The organism is Streptomyces thermolilacinus SPC6 (genome assembly GCF_000478605.2).
In the GTDB taxonomy this organism is placed as follows: Bacteria; Actinomycetota; Actinomycetes; order Streptomycetales; family Streptomycetaceae; genus Streptomyces; species Streptomyces thermolilacinus.
On the sequence record NZ_ASHX02000001.1, the window covers coordinates 5,916,545 to 5,935,862 of the forward strand.

14 protein-coding genes are annotated in these 19,318 nt (G+C 72.2%); 8 read left to right on the plus strand and 6 right to left on the minus strand.

Annotated features, from left to right (window positions below):
• Positions 1-164 precede the first annotated feature (164 nt).
• Positions 165-1,607 carry an endo-1,4-beta-xylanase gene (locus J116_RS25695; protein WP_023589951.1) on the minus strand — a complete coding sequence of 481 codons (1,443 nt, stop codon included), beginning with the start codon at positions 1,605-1,607 and terminating at the stop codon, positions 165-167.
• 1,018 nt (positions 1,608-2,625) lie between these two features.
• On the minus strand, positions 2,626-3,651 hold the full coding sequence (locus tag J116_RS25700) for a LacI family DNA-binding transcriptional regulator (RefSeq protein ID WP_023589952.1): 1,026 nt from the start codon (positions 3,649-3,651) through the stop codon (positions 2,626-2,628).
• Between the two features lie 921 nt (positions 3,652-4,572).
• On the opposite strand from J116_RS25700, the gene J116_RS25715 reads away from it, so the two are divergent.
• Entirely contained in the window at positions 4,573-6,045 is a 1,473-nt protein-coding gene (locus J116_RS25715; protein ID WP_028964523.1) for a non-reducing end alpha-L-arabinofuranosidase family hydrolase, read from the plus strand.
• A 376-nt stretch (positions 6,046-6,421) separates the two neighbouring features.
• Here the strand turns inward: J116_RS25715 and J116_RS25720 are convergent, their stop codons facing one another.
• Both J116_RS25720 and J116_RS25725 read right to left on the minus strand, forming a co-directional pair.
• The gene (locus J116_RS25720; protein ID WP_023589956.1) at positions 6,422-7,105 is read right to left on the minus strand and encodes an HAD family hydrolase; all 684 of its coding nucleotides are present in this window, start codon (positions 7,103-7,105) and stop codon (positions 6,422-6,424) included.
• Positions 7,102-7,605: an Lrp/AsnC family transcriptional regulator gene (locus J116_RS25725; protein WP_023589957.1), complete on the minus strand. Its 504-nt coding sequence runs from the start codon at positions 7,603-7,605 to the stop codon at positions 7,102-7,104. The genes J116_RS25720 and J116_RS25725 overlap by 4 nt, the downstream gene beginning before the upstream one ends.
• A 446-nt stretch (positions 7,606-8,051) precedes the next feature.
• Between J116_RS25725 and J116_RS25730 the strand changes: the two genes are divergently transcribed.
• From J116_RS25730 to J116_RS25745, 4 genes are all read left to right on the plus strand, one after another.
• Positions 8,052-9,977, plus strand: coding sequence for a ligand-binding sensor domain-containing protein (locus tag J116_RS25730; protein ID WP_023589958.1), 1,926 nt, complete (start codon positions 8,052-8,054; stop codon positions 9,975-9,977).
• A 194-nt stretch (positions 9,978-10,171) separates the two neighbouring features.
• Positions 10,172-11,431, plus strand: a complete 1,260-nt coding sequence (locus J116_RS25735) for an ABC transporter substrate-binding protein (RefSeq protein ID WP_023589959.1) — start codon at positions 10,172-10,174, stop codon at positions 11,429-11,431.
• Positions 11,428-12,384 (plus strand): carbohydrate ABC transporter permease, encoded by a 957-nt coding sequence (locus J116_RS25740; RefSeq protein WP_023589960.1) that lies wholly within the window; start codon positions 11,428-11,430, stop codon positions 12,382-12,384. The genes J116_RS25735 and J116_RS25740 overlap by 4 nt, the downstream gene beginning before the upstream one ends.
• Complete coding sequence (locus tag J116_RS25745; RefSeq protein WP_023589961.1) at positions 12,384-13,187, plus strand: carbohydrate ABC transporter permease; 804 nt, start codon at positions 12,384-12,386, stop codon at positions 13,185-13,187. Before J116_RS25740 ends, J116_RS25745 begins: the two co-directional genes overlap by 1 nt.
• 3 nt (positions 13,188-13,190) lie before the next feature.
• Here the strand turns inward: J116_RS25745 and J116_RS25750 are convergent, their stop codons facing one another.
• Positions 13,191-14,177, minus strand: coding sequence for an LLM class flavin-dependent oxidoreductase (locus J116_RS25750; protein ID WP_023589962.1), 987 nt, complete (start codon positions 14,175-14,177; stop codon positions 13,191-13,193).
• A 121-nt stretch (positions 14,178-14,298) separates the two neighbouring features.
• On the opposite strand from J116_RS25750, the gene J116_RS25755 reads away from it, so the two are divergent.
• Positions 14,299-15,276 carry a dihydrodipicolinate synthase family protein gene (locus J116_RS25755; RefSeq protein ID WP_023589963.1) on the plus strand — a complete coding sequence of 326 codons (978 nt, stop codon included), beginning with the start codon at positions 14,299-14,301 and terminating at the stop codon, positions 15,274-15,276.
• A gap of 78 nt (positions 15,277-15,354) precedes the next feature.
• Here J116_RS25755 and J116_RS25760 read toward each other — a convergent pair whose 3' ends face one another.
• On the minus strand, positions 15,355-16,491 hold the full coding sequence (locus J116_RS25760) for a DegT/DnrJ/EryC1/StrS family aminotransferase (RefSeq protein WP_023589964.1): 1,137 nt from the start codon (positions 16,489-16,491) through the stop codon (positions 15,355-15,357).
• A 172-nt stretch (positions 16,492-16,663) separates the two neighbouring features.
• Between J116_RS25760 and J116_RS25765 the strand changes: the two genes are divergently transcribed.
• Together J116_RS25765 and J116_RS25770 are read left to right on the plus strand one after the other, a co-directional pair.
• The gene (locus tag J116_RS25765) at positions 16,664-17,899 is read left to right on the plus strand and encodes a response regulator (RefSeq protein WP_023589965.1); all 1,236 of its coding nucleotides are present in this window, start codon (positions 16,664-16,666) and stop codon (positions 17,897-17,899) included.
• Between the two features lie 42 nt (positions 17,900-17,941).
• Entirely contained in the window at positions 17,942-19,048 is a 1,107-nt protein-coding gene (locus J116_RS25770) for a mandelate racemase/muconate lactonizing enzyme family protein (protein ID WP_023589966.1), read from the plus strand.
• Positions 19,049-19,318: the final 270 nt, after the last annotated feature.

Sequence of the window (19,318 nt, forward strand, 5' to 3'; positions counted from 1 at the left end):
AGCGCGCAGCGCGCAGCGCTCAGGGGCGCCAGGCGCCGTGAACGGGCGGCTCAGACGTTCCGCGGAGGTGCGTACGGCGCGGGACGAGGCGCCGGAGGAGGCTCCTCGAAGGGGGGCCAGGATCATCCCGGCCCCCTCCATGGTGCCGGTGCCACCGCACCGGATCAGGTGCGGGTCCAGCGCTGGTTGGCGCCGTTCCAGCAGGAGTAGAGCTGGATCTGGGTGCCGTTGGCGGTGCCGTTGGCGACGGCGTCGAGGCAGAGGCCGGACTGGACTCCGACGATGGAACCGTCGGAGTTACGCCACTTCTGGTTGTCTCCGCCCCAGCAGCTGTAGATCTGCACCCTGGCGCCGTTGCCGGTGCCTGCGGCGTCCAGGCACTTGTCCCCGTAGACCCGCAGCTCGCCTGTGGCGGTGTGGGTCCACTGCTGGTTGGCGCGGTTGTTGCAGTCCCACAGCTGGACCTGGGTGCCGTCGGCCGTACTGGCTCCGGGCACGTCCAGGCAGCGGCCCGAGGCGATTCCCTTGATCTGTCCGGAGCCGGGGGGCGGCGTCGGAGTGGGGGTGGGGCCGGGGGAGACGGCGTTGAGCGCGTTGAGGACGGAGGTGTAGGCGGGCTTCTTGCTGCCGTCGCCGTTGAACAGCAGCGGCGTCTGCTCGGCTCGCCAGGAGTCGGTGTCCCGCACGCCCCAGACGGTGATGCCGAGGCAGCGCGGGACGGCCAGGCAGTCGTTGGTCACGTTGGCGTAGGTCGTGGGGGAGGCGCCCTGGATGTCGAGTTCCGTGATGGCCACGTCGACGCCGAGGGCGGCGAAGCTCTGCAAGGTGGTGCGGAAGTTGCTGTCGTACGGGCTGCCGCTGTTGAAGTGCGCCTGGAAGCCGACGCAGTCGATGGGCACGCCGCGCTGCTTGAAGTCCCGGACCATGGCGTACATGGCCTGCGTCTTGGCCCAGTTCCAGTTCTCGACGTTGTAGTCGTTGTAGCAGAGCTTGGCGGCCGGGTCCGCGGCGCGCGCGGTGCGGAAGGCGACCTCGATCCAGTCGTTGCCGGTGCGTTGCAGGTTGGAGTCGCGCCGGGCTCCCGAGGTGCCGTCGGCGAACGCCTCGTTCACGACGTCCCACTGCGCGATCTTGCCCTTGTAGTGGGCCATCACGCCGTTGATGTGGTTGATCATCGCCTGGCGCAACGCGCTGCCGCTGAGGTTCTGCATCCAGCCGGGCTGCTGGGAGTGCCAGGCCAGGGTGTGGCCGCGCACCTGCTTGCCGTTCTGTACGGCCCAGTTGTAGACGCGGTCTGCGGCGGTGAAGTTGAACTGGCCCTGCTGCGGCTCGGTGGCGTCGATCTTCATCTCGTTCTCGGCCGTCACCGAGTCGAACTCGCGGGCGGCGATCGTCGTGTACGTCGAGTCGCCGAGCTTGCCCGAGGCGATGGCGGTGCCGAAGTAGCGGCCGCTCTGGGCCGCCGCGCGACCGAGCGTGCTCTCGGCGGCCTGGGAGTCCGGCGCCACCAGGACGGTGGCCGAACCGAGGACGCCGACGATCAGTGCCGCGCACAGGCCGCCGATTTTTCTGCGGAGCCTGGGCGGTCGAACGATAGGGGAGCGCATGGCTGAGCCTCCAGGGCGGAAATCACGGAAGGGTGCGAGCGCGGCAGAAGGAATTCGCGTCTGCGCTGTCCGCGCCCCCACGAAAGGAGTGCGTGCCGGCAGGGCGTGGCGATTCGAGACCGGCACCGTGGCACGACAGTGGAGAAGTACCACCGCCTCGGGATTCAGTCTGGGAAGAACGGCGTGAGCATGTCAATGATTTCGAAGGAGTTTCGAATTCCCGCCACTCGGAGAGAGGCCGGAAGAGGAATCAGTGGGCGCCTTCCGCGTCGAAATCTTTCGACGCGGAAGGCGCCTGCGGAACATCAGCCATTGAGGCGTCCGAATCTTTTCGTTGGGGCGGGCGCGTAGAAATCCAGGCCCGGTCCGGGAGTTTCTTACCGAATGTTCCCCAGGACGAGCGCCCCTCCGAGCGAGTCTCCGGGGCGTTGGCACGTTGCGGGCGCCGCCCGCCGACGTTACCGCCGTCACGGCGGTCCGCGCCGATGCGGGTACGTGATGTCGAACCATGCGGAGAGCGCCCGGCGCGGAGCTGGAGGCTGAGAGCGCCGCCGGTGGTCCGGAACGGTGCGCGCGGGCTGCGCAGGGTGCTCCAGTCCGCCGAGAGGGCGGTGAAGTCGTCGTGGACGGAAGCGGGCCCACCGAACTCCAGACGGTGTGCCCGCCGAGCCTTGGAGCGCACGGTCAGGCACTCCTCGTGAGCGGCGGCCGGAACCCGAAGCGACTTGATCCGACCCCCGCCGCTGCTGCGAGGCGAGGCGCTCCGTCCCGGCTTCCGCGGTGACCGGGGCGGTGCCGTACGCCCGGGGTGAGCTGGCCGAGCCCGTGGGCGAGGATGTCGTCGAGACCGGGCGCCGGTTCACCGACGTCGTCCTCCATCGGCACGGCGGGTGCTCCCGGCTCCGAGGGCAGCGCCCAGTATCCGCGAGTTGCCTCGCCTTCTCCGCGAGGGTCATCCTTCCCAGCAGATCGACGACGCGCACGGGCGCGGGGAGACGGGGGTCGCGCCAGGGCCCGTTCAAGGGTTCCCCCAGGGACGAGGCGGGGCGGTGGAGAGCCGGACCTTGAGTTCGGTCGAGAGCTCCATCCGCGGGCTGACCAGGGGCTGGCCGTCCAGAAGCTGGAACAGGGTGCGGGCCGCGACCCGCCCCATCTCCTCCAGCGGCTGACGCACCGTCGTCAGCGGCGGTGACAGCCAGTCGCACATCGGCAGGTCGTCGAAGCCCACCACGCTGAGGTCCTGCGGGATGCTCAGGCCGCACTGCCGGGCGGCTTCGTACACACCCATCGCCTGCTGGTCGCTACCGGCGAAGACGGCCGTCGGCGGCTCCGGGAGGGCGAGCAGCGCCTGGGCGCAACGGAATCCGCCCTCGTGCTGGAAGTCGCCGAACCGGATCAGATCGCGGTTCACCTCGATCCCGGCCCGCTCCAGGGCGGCCCGGTACCCGTCGATGCGGGCCTGGCTGCAGAGCATCTCCTTGCGCCCGCCGATCGCGGCGATCCGGCGGTGCCCCAGCTCCAGCAGGTGCTCGGTGGCCGCGAGGCCGCCCGCCCAGTTGGTCGCACCGACGCTCGGCACGCCGCCGCCCGGCAGGTCGATCGGGTCGATGACGACCAGCGCCGCCCCGGTCCGCTCGACCTGGGCGCGCTGGGCGCGGGTGACCGAGGCGGTGACGAGAATGACGCCGTCGCTGTGGTGCAGGGCCGGGAGCGCGGTCCAACTGGACGACGCGGCCTCGCCCGGCGGGACGAGCGACACGACGGTGCCGACGCTCCGCTGGGCGCACTCGGCCTCGACACCGCGCAGGATCTCCACCGCCCACGCGCTGTCCAGACCACCGATGATCAGGTCGATGAGACCCGATCTGCGGGCTCTGCCCTGTCGGCCGGGCGGGAGGTAGTTGTGCGCCTGCAGCAGACCCTCGATGCGCTCGCGCGTCGCGGGGGCCACATCGGAGCGGCCGTTGACCACCTTGGACACGGTGGCCTGCGAGACCCCTGCCTCCGCGGCGATGACGGCCAGGGTCGGGCGCTGCTCGCTCAATTTCTCTCCCTGTGCGGACACCTTGGGCTGCGATAGGTATCGCAAACTTTCGACGAGTTTCCGGGGGCTCGAACCAGCTGTCAACCTCACAGCAGGCCTGACGCGTCAGCATTCTGGGGCGAGGTCTTGACCCGCAAGCCGCGCGTTCCTAGTTTGTGGCAGCGCTGAGTTCGAGAGTGTTTCGAAATGTTTCGGGCGCGGCGCGAACCGGCACCCCACCCCGGAGGTCCCCATGGCCGGCACCCTCCCGAGCCGACGAAGGTTCCTGGCGCCCTCGGGCTCGACCGCCCTCTCCGTCTCCCCCACCGCAGCCTGCGGCGCCGACGAACCGGAGGGCGGGACGGGGGCCGGGGGCATGGTGTCCTTCGCGTGCTGGAGCATCGCCGCGACCGAGCCCGGCAAGTCCCTCTTCCCGGAGATCTCCGGGACGTTCACGGTCGCTCGATGCTCACGGAGCGGCTCCCGGACCTCGTGCACCCGCGCACGCAAGCCGTCGAGGGCCCGACCGTCGCGGGCGCGGTGTGCCAGTACAGGTACGGCTCCGGGGCCCGGTACCCGCGCGACCGGCTCGCGACCGGGGCCCCGGGCCGACCCCGAATCGCGCGGTGCGTCACGGACTGGTACCGCGACGACGCGTACGACGCCGTGCTCTGGCGCGGAACCCGGCGGAGCGAGGGCGGTGGGCCGGCCTTGGGCCACGGCATCCACCCAGATGGATCCGATGCTGGACGGGCTCGGCGCCTGGACCGGGGACCCCTCCCACCTCGATCACGGCGAGGCGTCGCGGCCGGAACGCCCGCGGGTCCCGCTCCACGGCCTGTGCGGCCTTCTCCAGCCCTGTCCCGTCCCCGCCCTCCCGGCGTGGCCGCCGCACGGTTCGTCCCCGTCACCGCACCCCCGACTCCCGAAGGAGCTGTTCTGATGAGATTTCGCCGCCCACCCCTGGCCCTGAGCCTTGTCCTCGCGGTGCTGTCGTCCCTGCTGCTGGGGGCCGCTCTCGTCAGCGCCCCGCCCGCCGCGGCGGCGACCGTCGATAGCAGCGCCTGGTACGTGCTGGTCAATCGCGGCAGCGGCAAGGCCCTGGACGTCTACAATCTGGCGACCGGCGACGGCGCCCGCATCACCCAGTGGACCAGGAACGACCAGAACCAGCAGCAGTGGCAGTTCGTCCCCTCCGGCGACGGCTACTACCGCGTCAAGTCCCGCCACTCCGGGAAGGTCCTGGACGTCCACAACTTCTCCACCGCCAACGGCGGCGCGATCGTCCAGTGGACAGACCTGAACGGCGCCAACCAGCAGTGGCGGCTCGCCGACAGCACGGACGGCCATGTACGGCTCATCGCCCGCCACAGTGGCAAGGCCCTCGAAGTGCAGGGCGCCTCCACCGCCGAGGGCGCGAACGTCGTCCAGTACGACGACTGGGCTGGCGCCAACCAGCAGTGGCGGCTCGTCAAGATTGCCGGCGGCACCCCCGGCACCTGCGCCCTTCCCTCGACGTACCGCTGGTCCTCCACGGGCGCGCTGGCACAGCCCAAGGCCGGGTGGGCCTCGCTCAAGGACTTCACCGTCGCCCCCCACAACGGCAAGCACCTCGTCTACGCGACGACGCATGGCGCCGCGGGAACGGGAACGGGCTGGGGCTCGATGAACTTCATCCCCTTCACCGACTGGTCGGAGATGGCCTCGGCCGGCCAGAACACGATGTCGAGTTCCGTCGTCGCGCCCACCCTCTTCTACTTCGCACCGAAGGACGTCTGGGTGCTCGCCTACCAGTGGGGCAGGACCGCGTTCTCCTACCGGACCTCGACCGACCCCACCGACCCGAACGGCTGGTCGGCGGAGCGGGAGCTGTTCTCCGGAACCATCGCCAACTCGCCGACGGGTCCCATCGACCAGACGATCATCGGTGACGGCACGAACATGTACCTGTTCTTCGCCGGCGACAACGGCAGGATCTACCGGGCGAGCATGCCCATCGGGAACTTCCCCGGCAGCTTCGGCACGACCTCGACGGTGGTCATGAGCGACACCACGAACAACCTGTTCGAGGCCCCGCAGGTCTACAAGCTCCAGGGCCAGGACCGATACCTCATGATCGTCGAGGCGATCGGTTCGCAGGGCCGGTACTTCCGCTCGTTCACGGCCACCAGCCTGAACGGCACCTGGACGCCCCAGGCCACGACCGAGAGCAACCCCTTCGCCGGCAAGGCCAACAGCGGCGCCACCTGGACCAACGACATCAGCCACGGCGAACTGATCCGCACCAGCGCCGATCAGACCTTCACGGTCGATCCCTGCGACCTGCGCCTGCTCTACCAGGGACGCGATCCCCGATCCGGCGGCGACTACGGCCAGTGGCCCTACCGACCGGGTCTGCTGACACCGCAGCGCTGACGACACGACCCGGCATGACACGGCACCGCCCCGGCCCGGATGGCGAGCCGGGGCGGCGGGACCGGCCGATGGCCGGGCCCGCCACGACCCGCGACCACTCGACCGGGGCGGCCGCGGGCGTGCCTTCCGTCCCCCGGCGACGCCGCGGACCAAGCCGTCGTCGACGGCCCGGATGCGGCTCAACGGACGGACGGCCTTTCGAGGCTGCCGCGCGAGCCTGCCCCTTCACCTCGGACCCGGCACGAACGCGGTTCTGCGACGACAGTTGTGACAGGAAACATCTGACCAGGCGTCACCGGCGGAGCAGTAGCGGGCCGCACACCCGTAGCCCGCTTGTGACGCAACAGGCGGTCCCGTCCCGGCTGCCCGCCCCCGGCTACCCCCACGCCCCCGCGCGGCCCAGCACGAAGTCGTACGCCTCCGACGCGCGGAACGTGCTCTGGCCGCCCGGGAACAGCAGGCCCGTCAGGCGGAACGCCGGGGCGTCCGCCGTCGCGGGGACGTACGGCACCGCCACGCACCGCATGCCCGCCGCGTGCGCCGCCTCCGCGCCCGGCGGGGCGTCCTCCACGACCACGCACTCGGCCGGGTCGGCACCCAGCCTGCGGGCCGCCTCCAGGAACACGTCCGGTTCCGGCTTGCCGTGCGGGACCTCCTCGGCGGAGACCAGCACGCGGAAGTAGCCGGACAGGCCCGTGCCGGCCAGGACCGCCTCGATGGCCGCCCGGGAGGAGCCGGACGCGACCGCCATCGGCACCCCGTCGGCGTGCAGCCGCTCCACCAGCAGTCGCATCTCGGGGAAGACCTCGGTCGCCGCGCGCGCCAGCTCCAGATAGTGCCGGTTCTTCCCGGCGAGCAGCTCCTCCAGCGGCGCGTCGATGCCGTACTCCGCCTTCAGCGCCTGGAGCATCTCGCGCGTGCCGATGCCGATGAAGTCCGTGTGCCGCTCCCAGTCGAAGCCGGTCACGCCGTAGGCCGCGAGCACTCTGCGCCCGGCCTCGTAGTAGTTCGGCTCGCTGTCCACCAGCGTGCCGTCCAGGTCGAAGACGACGGCGGTCACCGGCCCTCACCCCCGCCGGTCCGGGACGCCCGCGCGTCCCGGCCCACCGCCTCCACCAGCGGCAGCAGCCGGAACGGCACCCGCTCGCGCAGCGCCACCTCCGTCCGCGTCCGTACGACGCCCGGGAGCTGGATGAGTTGCTGAATGACGTCCTCCAAGTGAGCGTTGTCCCGCGCGACCACCCGCGTCAGCAGATCCCCGCCGCCGGTGATCGAGAACGCCTCCACGATCTCCGGTACGGCGGCGAGCGCGTCGCCCACCTCGTCGAGGTGCCCCTGCGTCACCTCGACGTGCACGAAGGCGAGCACCGGGTGGCCCAGCGCGGCGGGGGAGAGGAACGGGCCCGTACCCGTGATCACGCCGTCCCGCTCCAGCCGGTCGAGCCGCGCCTGGAGGGTGCCGCGCGCGATGCCGAGGAGCCGCGCGTACTCCCGCACGCTTGTGCGTGGCTGTTCGATCAACAGCCGGAGGATCCGTGTGTCCAGTTCATCGACCGGCATGGTCCCTCGCCCCCTCGTGGCCGGGCAGTCCGTATCCCGACTGTACCAATGGCACCGTGTCCGCCGTCGGGTTCCGGTCGTCGGCCCGTGCGCGTCCGAATGGCCGAGGGAACGTTTCTCTCCAACTGTCCGACGACTTGGCCGAAAATCGCCGAAACCACGGCCCGGAGGGCGCCGCACACCCCGTGACCACGGTGTCGCCCCTCCCGGTGACGTGTGCGGGGCGGCCGTGTGTCGGATCAGAACACCGCAGGGGCGACGCGTACCGTTGACGGCCCATGAGCTGCGGCGTATCACTTTCGGCTAGTGCCGTAACTCTCTCCTTCCAGGGAGGTGTTCCCTCTGTGGCGACGCGACGCGCGTTCCTCGCCGGCTCGACCGCAGTAATCTCCGCCACCCTCCTGCCCTCCTCTCCCGAAGCCCACGCCGAAGCCGGGAGCCAGCTCATGCGTGAACCCCAGCTCATCGGAATCCCCCTCAGCGACGTCCTGCTCCTCGGCGGCGCCGTCGCCCCGGGACCCACCGGCAAGCAGGCCCTGTGGAACGCCTCGACGGGCAAGCCCGCCCGCCTCAACGCCATGGACCCGACGACCGGGGACCTGCTGGTCAGCGCCCCGCTCACCGGCGGCGACGGCGCCTGGGCCGTCACCGCTGCCCCCAGCGGGGTCTACGCGGGCACCTACGGAAACGCGCACCTGTACCGCTGGACCCCGGGCTCCGGCGACACCGCCGAGGACCTGGGCCTCCCGGCCGCCGGGCAGACGTTCATCTGGGCGCTGGCCACCGACGCCGACGGCAAGGTCTGGGGCGGTACGTTCCCCGGCGGCAAGGTCTTCCGCTTCGACCCGGCCACCCGCGCCTTCACCGACTTCGGGCAGGCCGTCCCCGGCCAGACGTACGTGCGCAGCATCGCCTGCGCGGGCGGCAAGGTGTACAGCGGCTCCTACGCGGCCGCCCACATCGCCGAACTCGACCCGGCCACCGGCACCTTCACCCGGCTCCCCACCCCGCCGGGCCTCGGCACGATCGCGGGCAAGCCGGTCTACGACCTGAACGCGTACGACAACCGGCTGTACGCCCGCATCGGCTCCGACGCCCCCAACCCGCTGTACGTCTTCGACCTCGCCACCCGCACCTGGTCGGACCCCATCCCGGAGGTCCACGGACTGAGCGTCTGCCCGCCGGGAGAGGATGGCGCGGTCTACTTCTTCCAGCGCAGCGAACTGCGCCGCTACGACCCGGCCACCGGCGAGAACACCGGCACCGGCCTGGTCCTCAGCGGCAAGGTGCAGAACGCCCGCTCCTTCGGCTGGGCCGAGCTCGGCCTGCCCGACTACCCCGGCCGGAGCGTCGTCGGCACCCTGTGGCGCGGCGACATGTTCCGGTACAACCCGACGACCGGCGCGCACGCCGTCCTGGGGACCAAGGTCCGCAAGGAGCCCATCGACATCCAGGCCCTCGCGGCGGGCGGGCGCCGGACCATCTACGCGGGCGGCTTCCTCAACGGCGGCCTGTCCGCCGTGAACACCGTCACGGGCACGCCGTCCTTCCACCGGTTCGGTCAGATCGAGGCCATCCTCCGGGACTCGGAGGGCACGGTCTGGATCGGCCAGTACCCCGACGCCCGGCTGTTCCGCTACCGGCCCGACCAGCCGTGGAACAGCCCCGAGTACTCCCCGGAGGGCCCGCCAGGCACCCCCGCCAACCCCGAGGTCGTCGTCACCCTGAAGCCGGAACTCCAGGCGCGGGCCCGCTGCCTCGCCGAGGCCGACGGGAAGATCGCGGTCGGCACGGTCCCGGACGGCAACCGCCTGGGCGGCGGGCTCGCGGTGTACGACAAGGCCACCGGCGAGTGGACGTTCACCCGCAACGTCGTCCAGGACATGTCCATCATCGCGCTCACCGCCGACGACGGCGTCGTCTACGGCGGCGCGTCGATCTTCGGCGGACTCGGCACCACCCCGCCCACCCGCACCGCAGGTGCCGTCTTCGCCTGGGACGTCACCCGCGGCGAGAAGCTGTGGGAGCTCGAACTGGTCCAGGGCATAGCGTCGGTCAGCGCCGTCGAGGTGGTCGGCGGGGTGGTCTGGGCGCTCTCCGGGCACTCGCTGTTCGCCATCGACCCGGACGGCCCGACCATCCTGCACCGCCTCGAACTGGGCACCCGCAGCAACGACGGGTCGATAGTGGTCAGCCGCCGCAAGCTGTACGTCTCCGTGGACGGCGCGCTGATCTTCCGGGTGGACCCGCTGTTCCCGGACCGCGACCCGCACCTGCTGGTCAACTTCCCGCACCGGCGGCTCGCCGCCCACGAGGGGTGGCTGTACCTCAGCCGGGGGCCCGAGCTGTACAAGGTCGACGTACGCCGCTGAAGACGTTGGCCGTCGAACGCCGGGCCGCCGGAGGCCACGCCGACGAAGACGTACGCCGTTGAAACCGGGCGATGTACGCCCCTGACACCACGCGCACCGTGCCATTGACAGCCCGATTTCTGCCCGGTTACTTTCGGCCCCGACCGAAAGTGACCGGGCTCGCGTATCCTTCTCAGGCCCTGCGGAGGCCCTACATGACGACAGGCTTCAAGCGCGCCATCACCCCTATCGCCCTGATCGCCGCGGCCTCCCTGCTGGCCGGCTGCGGCGGCGGCGACGGCGGGTCCGGACCGAACGACGTCACCCTCTGGATGTATCCCGTCATCGCGGACCCCAAGGCCAACTCCGCCTACTGGGCGCAGATCGAGAAGGACTTCGAGGCGGCCCACAGCGGCACGAAGCTCACCATCGAGGAACAGCCCTGGGAGAACCGCGACGAGAAGCTCGCCACGGCCTTCGGCAGCGGCAAGGGCCCGGACGTGGTCCTCCTCAACCCGGACCAGGTCCCGCAGTACCTCGGCAACGGCGCCCTGCGCCCCGTGGACAAGGCCGTCGAGGGCATCAAGGAATCGTTCCTGCCCAACGCGCTCGACGCGCTCACCCACGACGGCAAGCTCTACGCGGTGCCGATCTACCACACCGTCACCACGACGCTGTACAACAAGAAGCTCCTCGACCGGGCCGGCATCGACAAGCCGCCCGCCACCTGGGACGAGATCAAGGCCGCGGCGCCCAAGCTGAAGCGCGCCGGGGTCGCCACCCTCGACTACTCGGCGAGCAACGAGGCGACCCTCAACCTCAACTTCTATCCGCTGCTGTGGCAGGCGGGCGGCAAGGTGTTCTCCGAGGACGGCAAGAAGGCCGCGTTCAACGGGCCCGAGGGCGTCGCCGCCCTCACCTTCCTCACCGACCTCTACGAGGCGGGCGCCGTCCCCAAGTCGGCCCTCACCAACACCAACATCTTCGCCGACCACCCCTTGGGCGAGCAGCAGGTCGCCATGGGCTTCTCCGGCACCCTCGCCGACGCCGACCTGGCCCGCAAGACCTGGGGCGCCGAGAACGTGGTCGTCGGCAAGCCCCTGCGCAACGTCGAGCAGGTGTCCTTCGGCGTCCCCGGCGGCCTCGGCCTGAACGCCAAGTCCCGCAACGTCGCGGGCGCGGAGAAGTTCCTCGCGTTCATGGCGGACCCGGCCCGCATCCAGAGCCTCGGCAAGGCCAGCGGCTTCCTGTCGCCCCGCACCGACGTGACCGTGCCCAGCGACGCCCCGTACGCCAAGCAGTTCCAGGAGGCGCTGCCCTTCGCGTACCCCGGTGAGCCCAGCCCCGTCGCCCGCCAGCTGATGTCGCTGATCGCCCCCGAGATCCAGGCCGCGCTGACCGGGCGCAAGAGCCCCAAGGAGGCCCTGGACGCGGCGGCCGCGCAGGCCGACGACCTGCTGGCACGGCAGCGTTGACGGCCGGCACGGCCGGTGAGCGGACCGCACCGACCCCCGAGCCCGTCGCCGTACCCGGCCCGCCACTCCCGGCGGGCCGGCCGGCGCGGCCGGTCCGCCGCCGCGAGGCACGCGTCGGGCTGCTGTTCGTCGCGCCGATGCTGCTGCTGTTCGTCGTGTTCCGCTTCGGCCCGACGATCGGCGCGGCGTTCCTGTCGCTCACCGACTACCGGCTCAGCGGCGACTGGCGGTTCATCGGCGCCGAGAACTACGCCCGGCTCCTCCAGGACGACCTGTTCTGGTCCAGCCTCGGCGTCACCGCCCTGTACACCGTGTTCTTCGTGCCGCTGACGGTCGCCCTGTCGCTCGGCACGGCCCTGCTGCTGCACCGCACGGTCTGGGCACGCGGCTTCTTCCGCGGCGTGTTCTTCCTCCCGTACGTCACCAGCATCGTCCTCGCCGCCGTCATCTGGAAGTGGATCTACGACGTGGAGGACGGCCTGCTCAACGCGGCGCTCGGCGTCCTCTCCCTCGGCCCCGTCGACTTCCTGGGCGACGAACGCCTCGTCCTCCCGGCCATCGCGGCCACGTCCGCCTGGAAGGGCTTCGGCTACTCGATGCTGATCCTCCTCGCCGGACTCCAGTCCATCCCGCGCGAGGTCACCGAGGCCGCGGTCATCGACGGCGCCACCGGCTGGCGGCGGCTGCGCTGGGTCACCCTGCCGCTGCTGCGCCCCGTGCTGTTCTTCGTCCTCGTCATCGAGGCGATCGGGGCGTTCCAGGTGTTCGACGCGATGTACGTGATGACGGCGGGCGGTCCGGTGCGGGCCAGCTACTCCCTCGTGTACTTCCTCTACGACTCGGGCTTCAAGTTCTTCGACTTCGGCTACGCGAGCGCGCTGGGCCTGGTGCTGTTCCTGGTGGTCCTGGTGTTCTCGCTGATCCAGCGGCGGCTGATCGGACGGGACGACTGATGGCGAGAGTGCGGCTGCCGGTTCTGCTGGCCCTGGTGGCGCTGGTGACCATGACGCCGTTCGTGGTGATGGTGCTGGTCGCGTTCGCGCCGCCGGGCGGGAAGACCCTGCCGGGCGCGTTCGACCTGACGCGCGCCACGTGGGAGAACTTCTCCGCCGTGCTGTCCGGCGCGGAGATCGGCCGCTGGGCCGCCAACTCCCTCGTGTACTCGCTGGTCTCGGTCGTGCTGATCCTGCTGTTCTCGTCCATGGCCGGGTACGCCTTCGCCAAGAAGCGGTTCCCGGGGCGGGAGGTGCTGTTCTGGGCGTTCCTGGCGACGCTGATGGTCCCGTTCCAGGCGACGCTCATCCCGTACTTCGTCCTCGTGTCCCGGCTCGGCGGCGTGGACACGTACTGGGGACTGATCGTGCCGACGCTCGCCAACTCGCAGGCCGTGTTCCTGATGCGGCAGTTCATCATGCAGCTGCCCGACGAGCTGTTCGAGGCCGCTAAGATCGACGGGGCGTCCGAGTGGCGGATCTACACCACGGTCGTCATCCCGCTCATCACCCCGGTCCTGGCGACGCTCGGCGTGTTCGTCTTCCTGTGGCACTGGAACGACTTCCTGTGGCCGCTGGTCATCGGCCAGTCCTCCGAGATGCGGACCCTCACCGTGGGCCTCGCGACGCTGGAGGGGGAGAACGTCGCCGTCAACCAGATCATGGCCGGGGCGACCATCACGGTCCTGCCCTGCCTGCTGGTCTTCGGTCTCCTCCAGCGCTATCTGACCGACTCCATCGCGACGACCGGCCTCAAGAACTGACGCTCACCGCGCGGCGAGCAGGGGCAGCACGTCCGTGCCGTACGCCTCGATGGCGCGCAGCGCGTCCGCCTGGGGCATACCGGGCGGCTGGACGCGCAGCACCACCCCGTCGGCGCCCATCGCCGCGTAGTGGCCCAGCCGGTCCGCGCACTCCTCGGGCGAGCCGATCACCGAGCGCGCCGCGATGTCGTCCCACTCCTGCGCGTACCGCTCCGCGTCCGCCGAGGTGCGCTTCCAGTCGCCGTACGCGTCGTACAGCCCGCGCAGCGGCTCCTCCAGTGCGGCCCGCGCCAGCTGCGTGGTGGGCGCGCAGTAGCCCTCGCGGCAGACGATGACCTCCGCGCCGAGGCTCTCCGCGCGCCTCGGGTACGACAGGTACTCGGCGATCTTGCCGGGCAGGTCGGCGTCCAGCTCGTTGAACGACGTCGTCCAGCCGTCGCACATCCGCGCCGTACGCTCCAGCGCGGCCGGCACCCGCCCGCCGTTCCAGATCCGCGGGCGGGGGCTCTGCACCGGGCGGGGCGACAGGAACGCCCCGTCCAGGGAGGCGAACCGGCCCTCGTGGGTGACCTCGTCCTCGGTCCACAGCCGCGTCACCAGCTCCAGGCACTCCTCGAACCGCGCCACCCGCTCGCGCGGCTGCGTGCCGTACAGCGTGAACTCCTCCGGCCGGTAGCCGAGCACGAAACCGGCCGTCAGCCGCCCTCCCGACAGCACGTCGATGTGCGCGAGGGTCTCGGCGAGCCACACCGGGTGGTACACGGGCGCGATCAGCCCGGCCGTGGCGAGCCCGATCCGCTCGGTGTGCGCCGCCAGGTACGCGAGGGAGGTCACCGCCTCGTGGTAGCCGGGGCGGTGCAGATGCCGCTCGCCGAGCACCACCCACGCGAAGCCCGCCTCCTCCGCGAGCCGCACCTGCTCCACCGCGTCGGCGAGTCGCGGCCGGTCGGCCTTGTCGGCGTACAGGTTGACGTAGAGGCCGAGGCGCATGGCACCGGTTCCTTCCTTTACGGTCCGGGCCGTAAAGGCTAGCGTGAACGCGCACCGCGGCGACAGACCGTGAGACAAGACGACAGATCGTCAGACAGCACCGTCCTACAGGGGGTCGCTCATGTCCGCTACCGAGGAACTCGCCGGGCGGCTGCGCGGCACGGTCCTGCCCGCCGTGCTCACGCCCATGGACGCCGACGGGGCCGTGGACTACACGGCCCTGCGCCGGTACGCCGAACGGGTGGCCGCCGAGCGGATCGGCGGCGTCGCCGTGTGGGCGCACACGGGCCGCGGGCTGTACCTGTCGGCGGGCGACCGGCGGCGGGTGCTGGAGGTGTGGCGCGACGCCGTGGACGTGCCGGTCGTCGCCGGGGCGGGCGTACCTCGCGCGCTGCGCGGCGCGCCGCTCCAGGACGCCGAGGACGCGGCGGTCGCCATGGCCGCGGAGGCCGCGGAGCTGGGCGCGGACGCCGTGATGGTGTACCCGATGGCCCGCCACCATGCCCTGCCGGACGCGACGGAGCGGGCGGTACGGCTCCACGAGCGGGCCGCCGAGGCGAGCGGGCTGCCCGTGCTGGGCTTCTTCCTGCACGGCGAGGCGGGCGGCTACCCGTACTCCCCGGAGCTGATCCGGCGGCTGCTGGCCCTGCCTTCCGCCGCCGGGATCAAGATCGCCACGTTGGACCGGGCGGTGGACTGCCAGGACGCCGTCCGGGCGGCCGAGGGGAGCGGCGCGCTGGTGGTGACCGGCGAGGACCGCATGTTCGGGCCGTCGCTGATGTGGGGGGCCGACACGGCGCTGGTCGGCATCGCCGCCGCCCGCGTGGGCCTGACCACCGCCGTGCTCGACACGTGGAATGCCGGGGACGCCGCCGGGTTCCTGCGGGCCTCGGGGCGGCTCGACCGGTTCGCCGAGGCCACCTTCCGCGCGCCCATCGAGGGCTATGTGCAGCGGATGCTGTGGGCCGCCGTGTGGGAGGGCGCCGTCCCCGAGGAGGCCGCCTTCGACCCGTACGGTCCACCGCTCCCGCACGCCGAGCGGCGCGCCGTCGTCACCTGCCTGGAGCGGCTCGCCAAGGAGGACGACACGGCGCGGTGAGCGCCCGGTGCGGCGCCTGGGGGCCCGGCGCCCAGGCGCCGCGCCCGGAAAGCGGCGTACCCGTCTCGGCGGCCCCGCTCAGCGCGACGGCACCCGCCGCGCCGCCCGGTGGAGGGCGTCCGCGATCCGGTCCACGTGCTCCGCCCCGTACGCCTCGTTCCACGGCAGCGCCAGCAGCGTGCGCCCGATCAGCTCCTCCGCGCGCGGGCACTGCCCCGCACGGCCGCCGGGCACCGCCGGGTTGGCGTACAGCGGACGCTCCAGATAGCCGGGCAGCGCCGGTACGCCCTCGGCCGCCAGCTCCTTCGCCCAGCGCGCGTTGTCCCCGACCAGCAGCGGGAACATCCACCACGCGTGCCCCACCGGGTCCCCTGCGAGCGTCACCCCGTCCAGCCCCTCCAGCGCCGCGAGAAGCCTCCCGGCCGCCGCGCGCCGCGCCCGTACGACCCCCTCGACCTTCGCCAGCTGGGCCCGCGCCACGGCCGCGACCAGCTCCGCCATCCGGTAGTTGAGGCCCGTCTCACGGTGGATGCGGCCCTCCGAGCGGTCCCAGCCCTTGTCCATGAACAGCCGCATCCGCCGGGCCCGTTCCGGGTCGTCCGCGATGACGAGACCGCCGTCGCCCGCCGTGATGTGCTTGTACTGCTGGAGGCTGAAGCACGCGATGTCCCCGGCCGTGCCGAGCAGCCGCCCCGACGCGTCCTCGCCCAGCCACGCCTGCGCGCAGTCCTCCACCAGCGGCAGCCCGTGCCGGTCGCACACCTCCCGCAGCCGCGCCACATCCGCCGCTCCGCCGAACAGGTGAACCGCGATCACCGCCTTCGTACGCGGCGTGATCGCGGCCTCCACGGCGTCCGGGTCGAGGTTGCCGTCCCCGGCGCGCACGTCCGCGAACACGGGCCGCGCGCCGTGCGCCAGGACCGGCGCGACCGTGCCGAAGTCGGAGATCGGCGTCGTCACCACCTCGTCGCCCGGCCCGACCCCGCACGCCGCGACCGCCAGGTGCAGCGCCGCCGTACCCGACGAGCACGCCACCGCGTGCGGACGCCCGTACAGCGCGGACATCTCCGCCTCCAGCGACCGCGCCTCCGCGCCGAACGCGCTGCACAGCACCGCCGAGTCGAGGACCCGCAGCACCGCCGCCCGCTCCTCGTCGCCGATCGTCCTGCCACGCGGATCGAGCACCGTGGGCAGGGGGATTTCCCGTTCGGGCATCGGGTTACTATCCTTCCGCCTAAATACGCGGTTACGGCCTGGGCCGAAACTAGGACCCCTGTGGACGGGCGTCAACCAGCCCCGCGGGAGCCCCACGGAAGCCCCCACAGAAGCCCCACGCAAGCCCACGGACACCCCGCGGCACTTCGCCAAGACGAACGGAGACCGGCCGATGGCGCTCACGGTCGGCGTGATAGGTCCCGAGGACCTGGTGGACAAGGTCGTCGCCGTCGGCGGCGAGACCGGCGCGGCCCGGCTGGTCGCCCTGCCGTACCGGCACGAGGACGAGACCCTCGACGTGGTCGGCCAGGCCCGCGCCCACGTCGACGCGCTGCTGTTCACCGGCGTCGTCCCGCACACCCTCGCCGCCGGTGCCGGGCTCGTGGACCGGCCCGCCATGTACGTCCCGTACAGCGGCGCCACGCTGCTGCGGGCCCTCGTGGAACTGCTCCGGCTGGGCCACGACGTGTCGCGGATCTCCATCGACACGCTCAGCCGCGACGAGGTGACGGAGACGCTCACCGAGGCGAAGCTCCCCACCGAGCACGTCCGCGTCCTGCCGTACCGGCCCGGCCTCACCTCGCGGGACCTGGTGGACTTCCACCTCTCCGCGCACGAGCGGCACGGCACCACCGTCGCCCTCACCTGCCTCGGCTCGGCCTACCACCAGCTGGAGCACCGCCTCCCCGCCGTACGGCTCGCCCCGTCCCGCCACTCCATACGCGCGACCCTGCGCGCCCTCGTCCTCGCCACCACCGGCGCGCACAGCGGCGACGCGCAGGTCGCCCTCGGCATCGTGGACCTCCCGGCCGCCGACGGGGAACTCGCCGCGGACCTCGCCGCCCTCGGCGGGAGCCTCGCCGGGCTGCCGGACGGCAGCCGCCTCGCGGTGACCACGCGCGGCGCCCTGGAGAAGGCCACCGACCAGTTCACCCGCCTGCCGTTCCTCGACGGGCTCGCCGCCCGGCACGGCTCCGCCCACGTCGGCTTCGGCCTCGGCCGTACGGCCGCCGAGGCGGAGGCGCTGGCCCGGCGGGCCGTCAACCGGGCCAGGTCGGTCGGACCGGTCGCCGGGGTCGTGAGCATGAAGGACGACATCGACATCGTCATCGCCCACGACACGGGCGACCCCCTCCCACCCGCCGCGACGCCGAAGAGCACCGGGCTCCTCGCCCGCCGCGCCGGTCTCAACCCGCAGACGCTGGAGCGGCTGCGGGAGCTGGTCGCCGCCGAGGAGGAGGAACCCGGCATCACCGCGCACCGGGTCGCCGAGCACCTGGCGGTCCAGCAGCGCACCGCCCGGCGCATCCTCAAGCGCCTGGAGCGCGCGGGGGTCGCCGTGCCCGTCGGCAGCCGGCAGGAAGGACGCACCGGCCGCCCGCCCATCGTCTACCGAGTACGTCTCTAGGCCCGACGCCCGTCGGCGGGGGCCGTGACCCGGAGGAGCCGCGTGAAGATCGAGTCGATTCGCAGCCATGTCGTCCACGCTCCCTACCGGCGCCCCTTCGCCATCAGCAGCGGAACCAGCGCCGACCTCGTCAGCCTCGTCGTGGAGGTGCGCGCCGACGACGGCGCCACCGGCTACGGCGAGGCGTCGCCCATGACCGCGTACACGGGGGAGACCCTCGACGGGCTGCGCGCCGCCCTCACCGGCCATGCTGCTCCCGCCCTCGTAGGCCGGGACCCGCGCGACCTGGCCGGCGCCCACGCCGCCATGGACGCGGCGATCCGGGGCCAGCACCTCGCCAAGGCCGCCCTCGACCTGGCCCTCCACGACCTCGCGGGCCGCGCCGCCGGATGGCCCGTCCATCTGCTCCTCGGCGGGCGGCTGCGCGACGAGGTGCCCACCACCTGGGTCGTCGGCCTGGGCACGCCCGAGGAGATGACCAAGGAGGCCGCCGAGTACGCGGCGCGCGGCTTCACCCACATCAAGGTCAAGGGCGGCGAGGACCCGGACCTGGACGTCGAGCTGGTGCGCGCCGTCCGCGCCGCCGTACCCGACCGGGTCGAGCTGTCCCTCGACGCCAACGAGGGCTACGACCCGTCCACCGCCGCCCGCACCGTGGCGCGCCTCGGCGACGAGGGCCTGGATCTGGTGGAGCAGCCGCTGCCCCGCTGGGACCTCGCCGGGATGGCGGCCCTGCGCGGGCGCGGCGGGCCGCGGGTGATGGCGGACGAGTCGCTCCAGTCCCTCCACGACGCCCTGGAGATCGTCCGGCGCGGCGCCGCCGACGTCCTCAACATCAAGATCCTCAAGGTGGGCGGGCTCCACCGCGCCCGCCAGATCGCCGCGCTCGCGGAGGCCGCCGGGCTCGCCGTGAAGATCGGCACCATGCCGGAGCTGGGCGTCGCCACCCTCGCGGCCGCCCACCTCGCCGCCGCTCTGCCCCACGCCACCGTCCCCGCCGACCTCGTCGGGCCGCTCCTGGTCGAGGACGAACCGCTCGCCCCGGCCGCCTTCGCGGGCGCCGAGAACACCGGCCGGGTCACCCTGCCGGACACCCCGGGCCTCGGCCACCGGCTGACGGGGCTTCCCAGTGGGGCGGCGACGGGCTGACGGGGCTACCGGGCGGGCCGGTGACGGGCTGACGGGGCTTCCGGGCCGGGTGGTGACGGGCTGGCGGGGCTTCCGGGCGGGCGGCGACCGGTCGACGGTCCTTCCCGGCCACCCCTGACGCCCGACGGACCGGCCGCCGTGGCGGCCTGGTCCGTTGGTACCCCATTGGCCGAGACGGGCACGGTATCGCTGTACCAACGGACCAGTGATCGACGCTCGATTTGAGCCACCGCCCTCGCGGATGCTTTTCTTGTCATATCCACGTATCAG

What these genes read in the sequence shown, in the direction of transcription:
- J116_RS25695 (WP_023589951.1), bottom strand. Translation starts at nt 1,607, where the DNA reads ATGCGCTCCCCTATCGTTCGACCGCCCAGGCTCCGCAGAAAAATCGGC.
- J116_RS25715 (WP_028964523.1), top strand. Translation starts at nt 4,573, where the DNA reads ATGAGATTTCGCCGCCCACCCCTGGCCCTGAGCCTTGTCCTCGCGGTG.
- J116_RS25725 (WP_023589957.1), bottom strand. Translation starts at nt 7,605, where the DNA reads ATGCCGGTCGATGAACTGGACACACGGATCCTCCGGCTGTTGATCGAA.
- J116_RS25730 (WP_023589958.1), top strand. Translation starts at nt 8,052, where the DNA reads ATGCGTGAACCCCAGCTCATCGGAATCCCCCTCAGCGACGTCCTGCTC.
- J116_RS25735 (WP_023589959.1), top strand. Translation starts at nt 10,172, where the DNA reads ATGACGACAGGCTTCAAGCGCGCCATCACCCCTATCGCCCTGATCGCC.
- J116_RS25745 (WP_023589961.1), top strand. Translation starts at nt 12,384, where the DNA reads ATGGCGAGAGTGCGGCTGCCGGTTCTGCTGGCCCTGGTGGCGCTGGTG.
- J116_RS25750 (WP_023589962.1), bottom strand. Translation starts at nt 14,177, where the DNA reads ATGCGCCTCGGCCTCTACGTCAACCTGTACGCCGACAAGGCCGACCGG.
- J116_RS25755 (WP_023589963.1), top strand. Translation starts at nt 14,299, where the DNA reads ATGTCCGCTACCGAGGAACTCGCCGGGCGGCTGCGCGGCACGGTCCTG.
- J116_RS25760 (WP_023589964.1), bottom strand. Translation starts at nt 16,491, where the DNA reads ATGCCCGAACGGGAAATCCCCCTGCCCACGGTGCTCGATCCGCGTGGC.
- J116_RS25765 (WP_023589965.1), top strand. Translation starts at nt 16,664, where the DNA reads ATGGCGCTCACGGTCGGCGTGATAGGTCCCGAGGACCTGGTGGACAAG.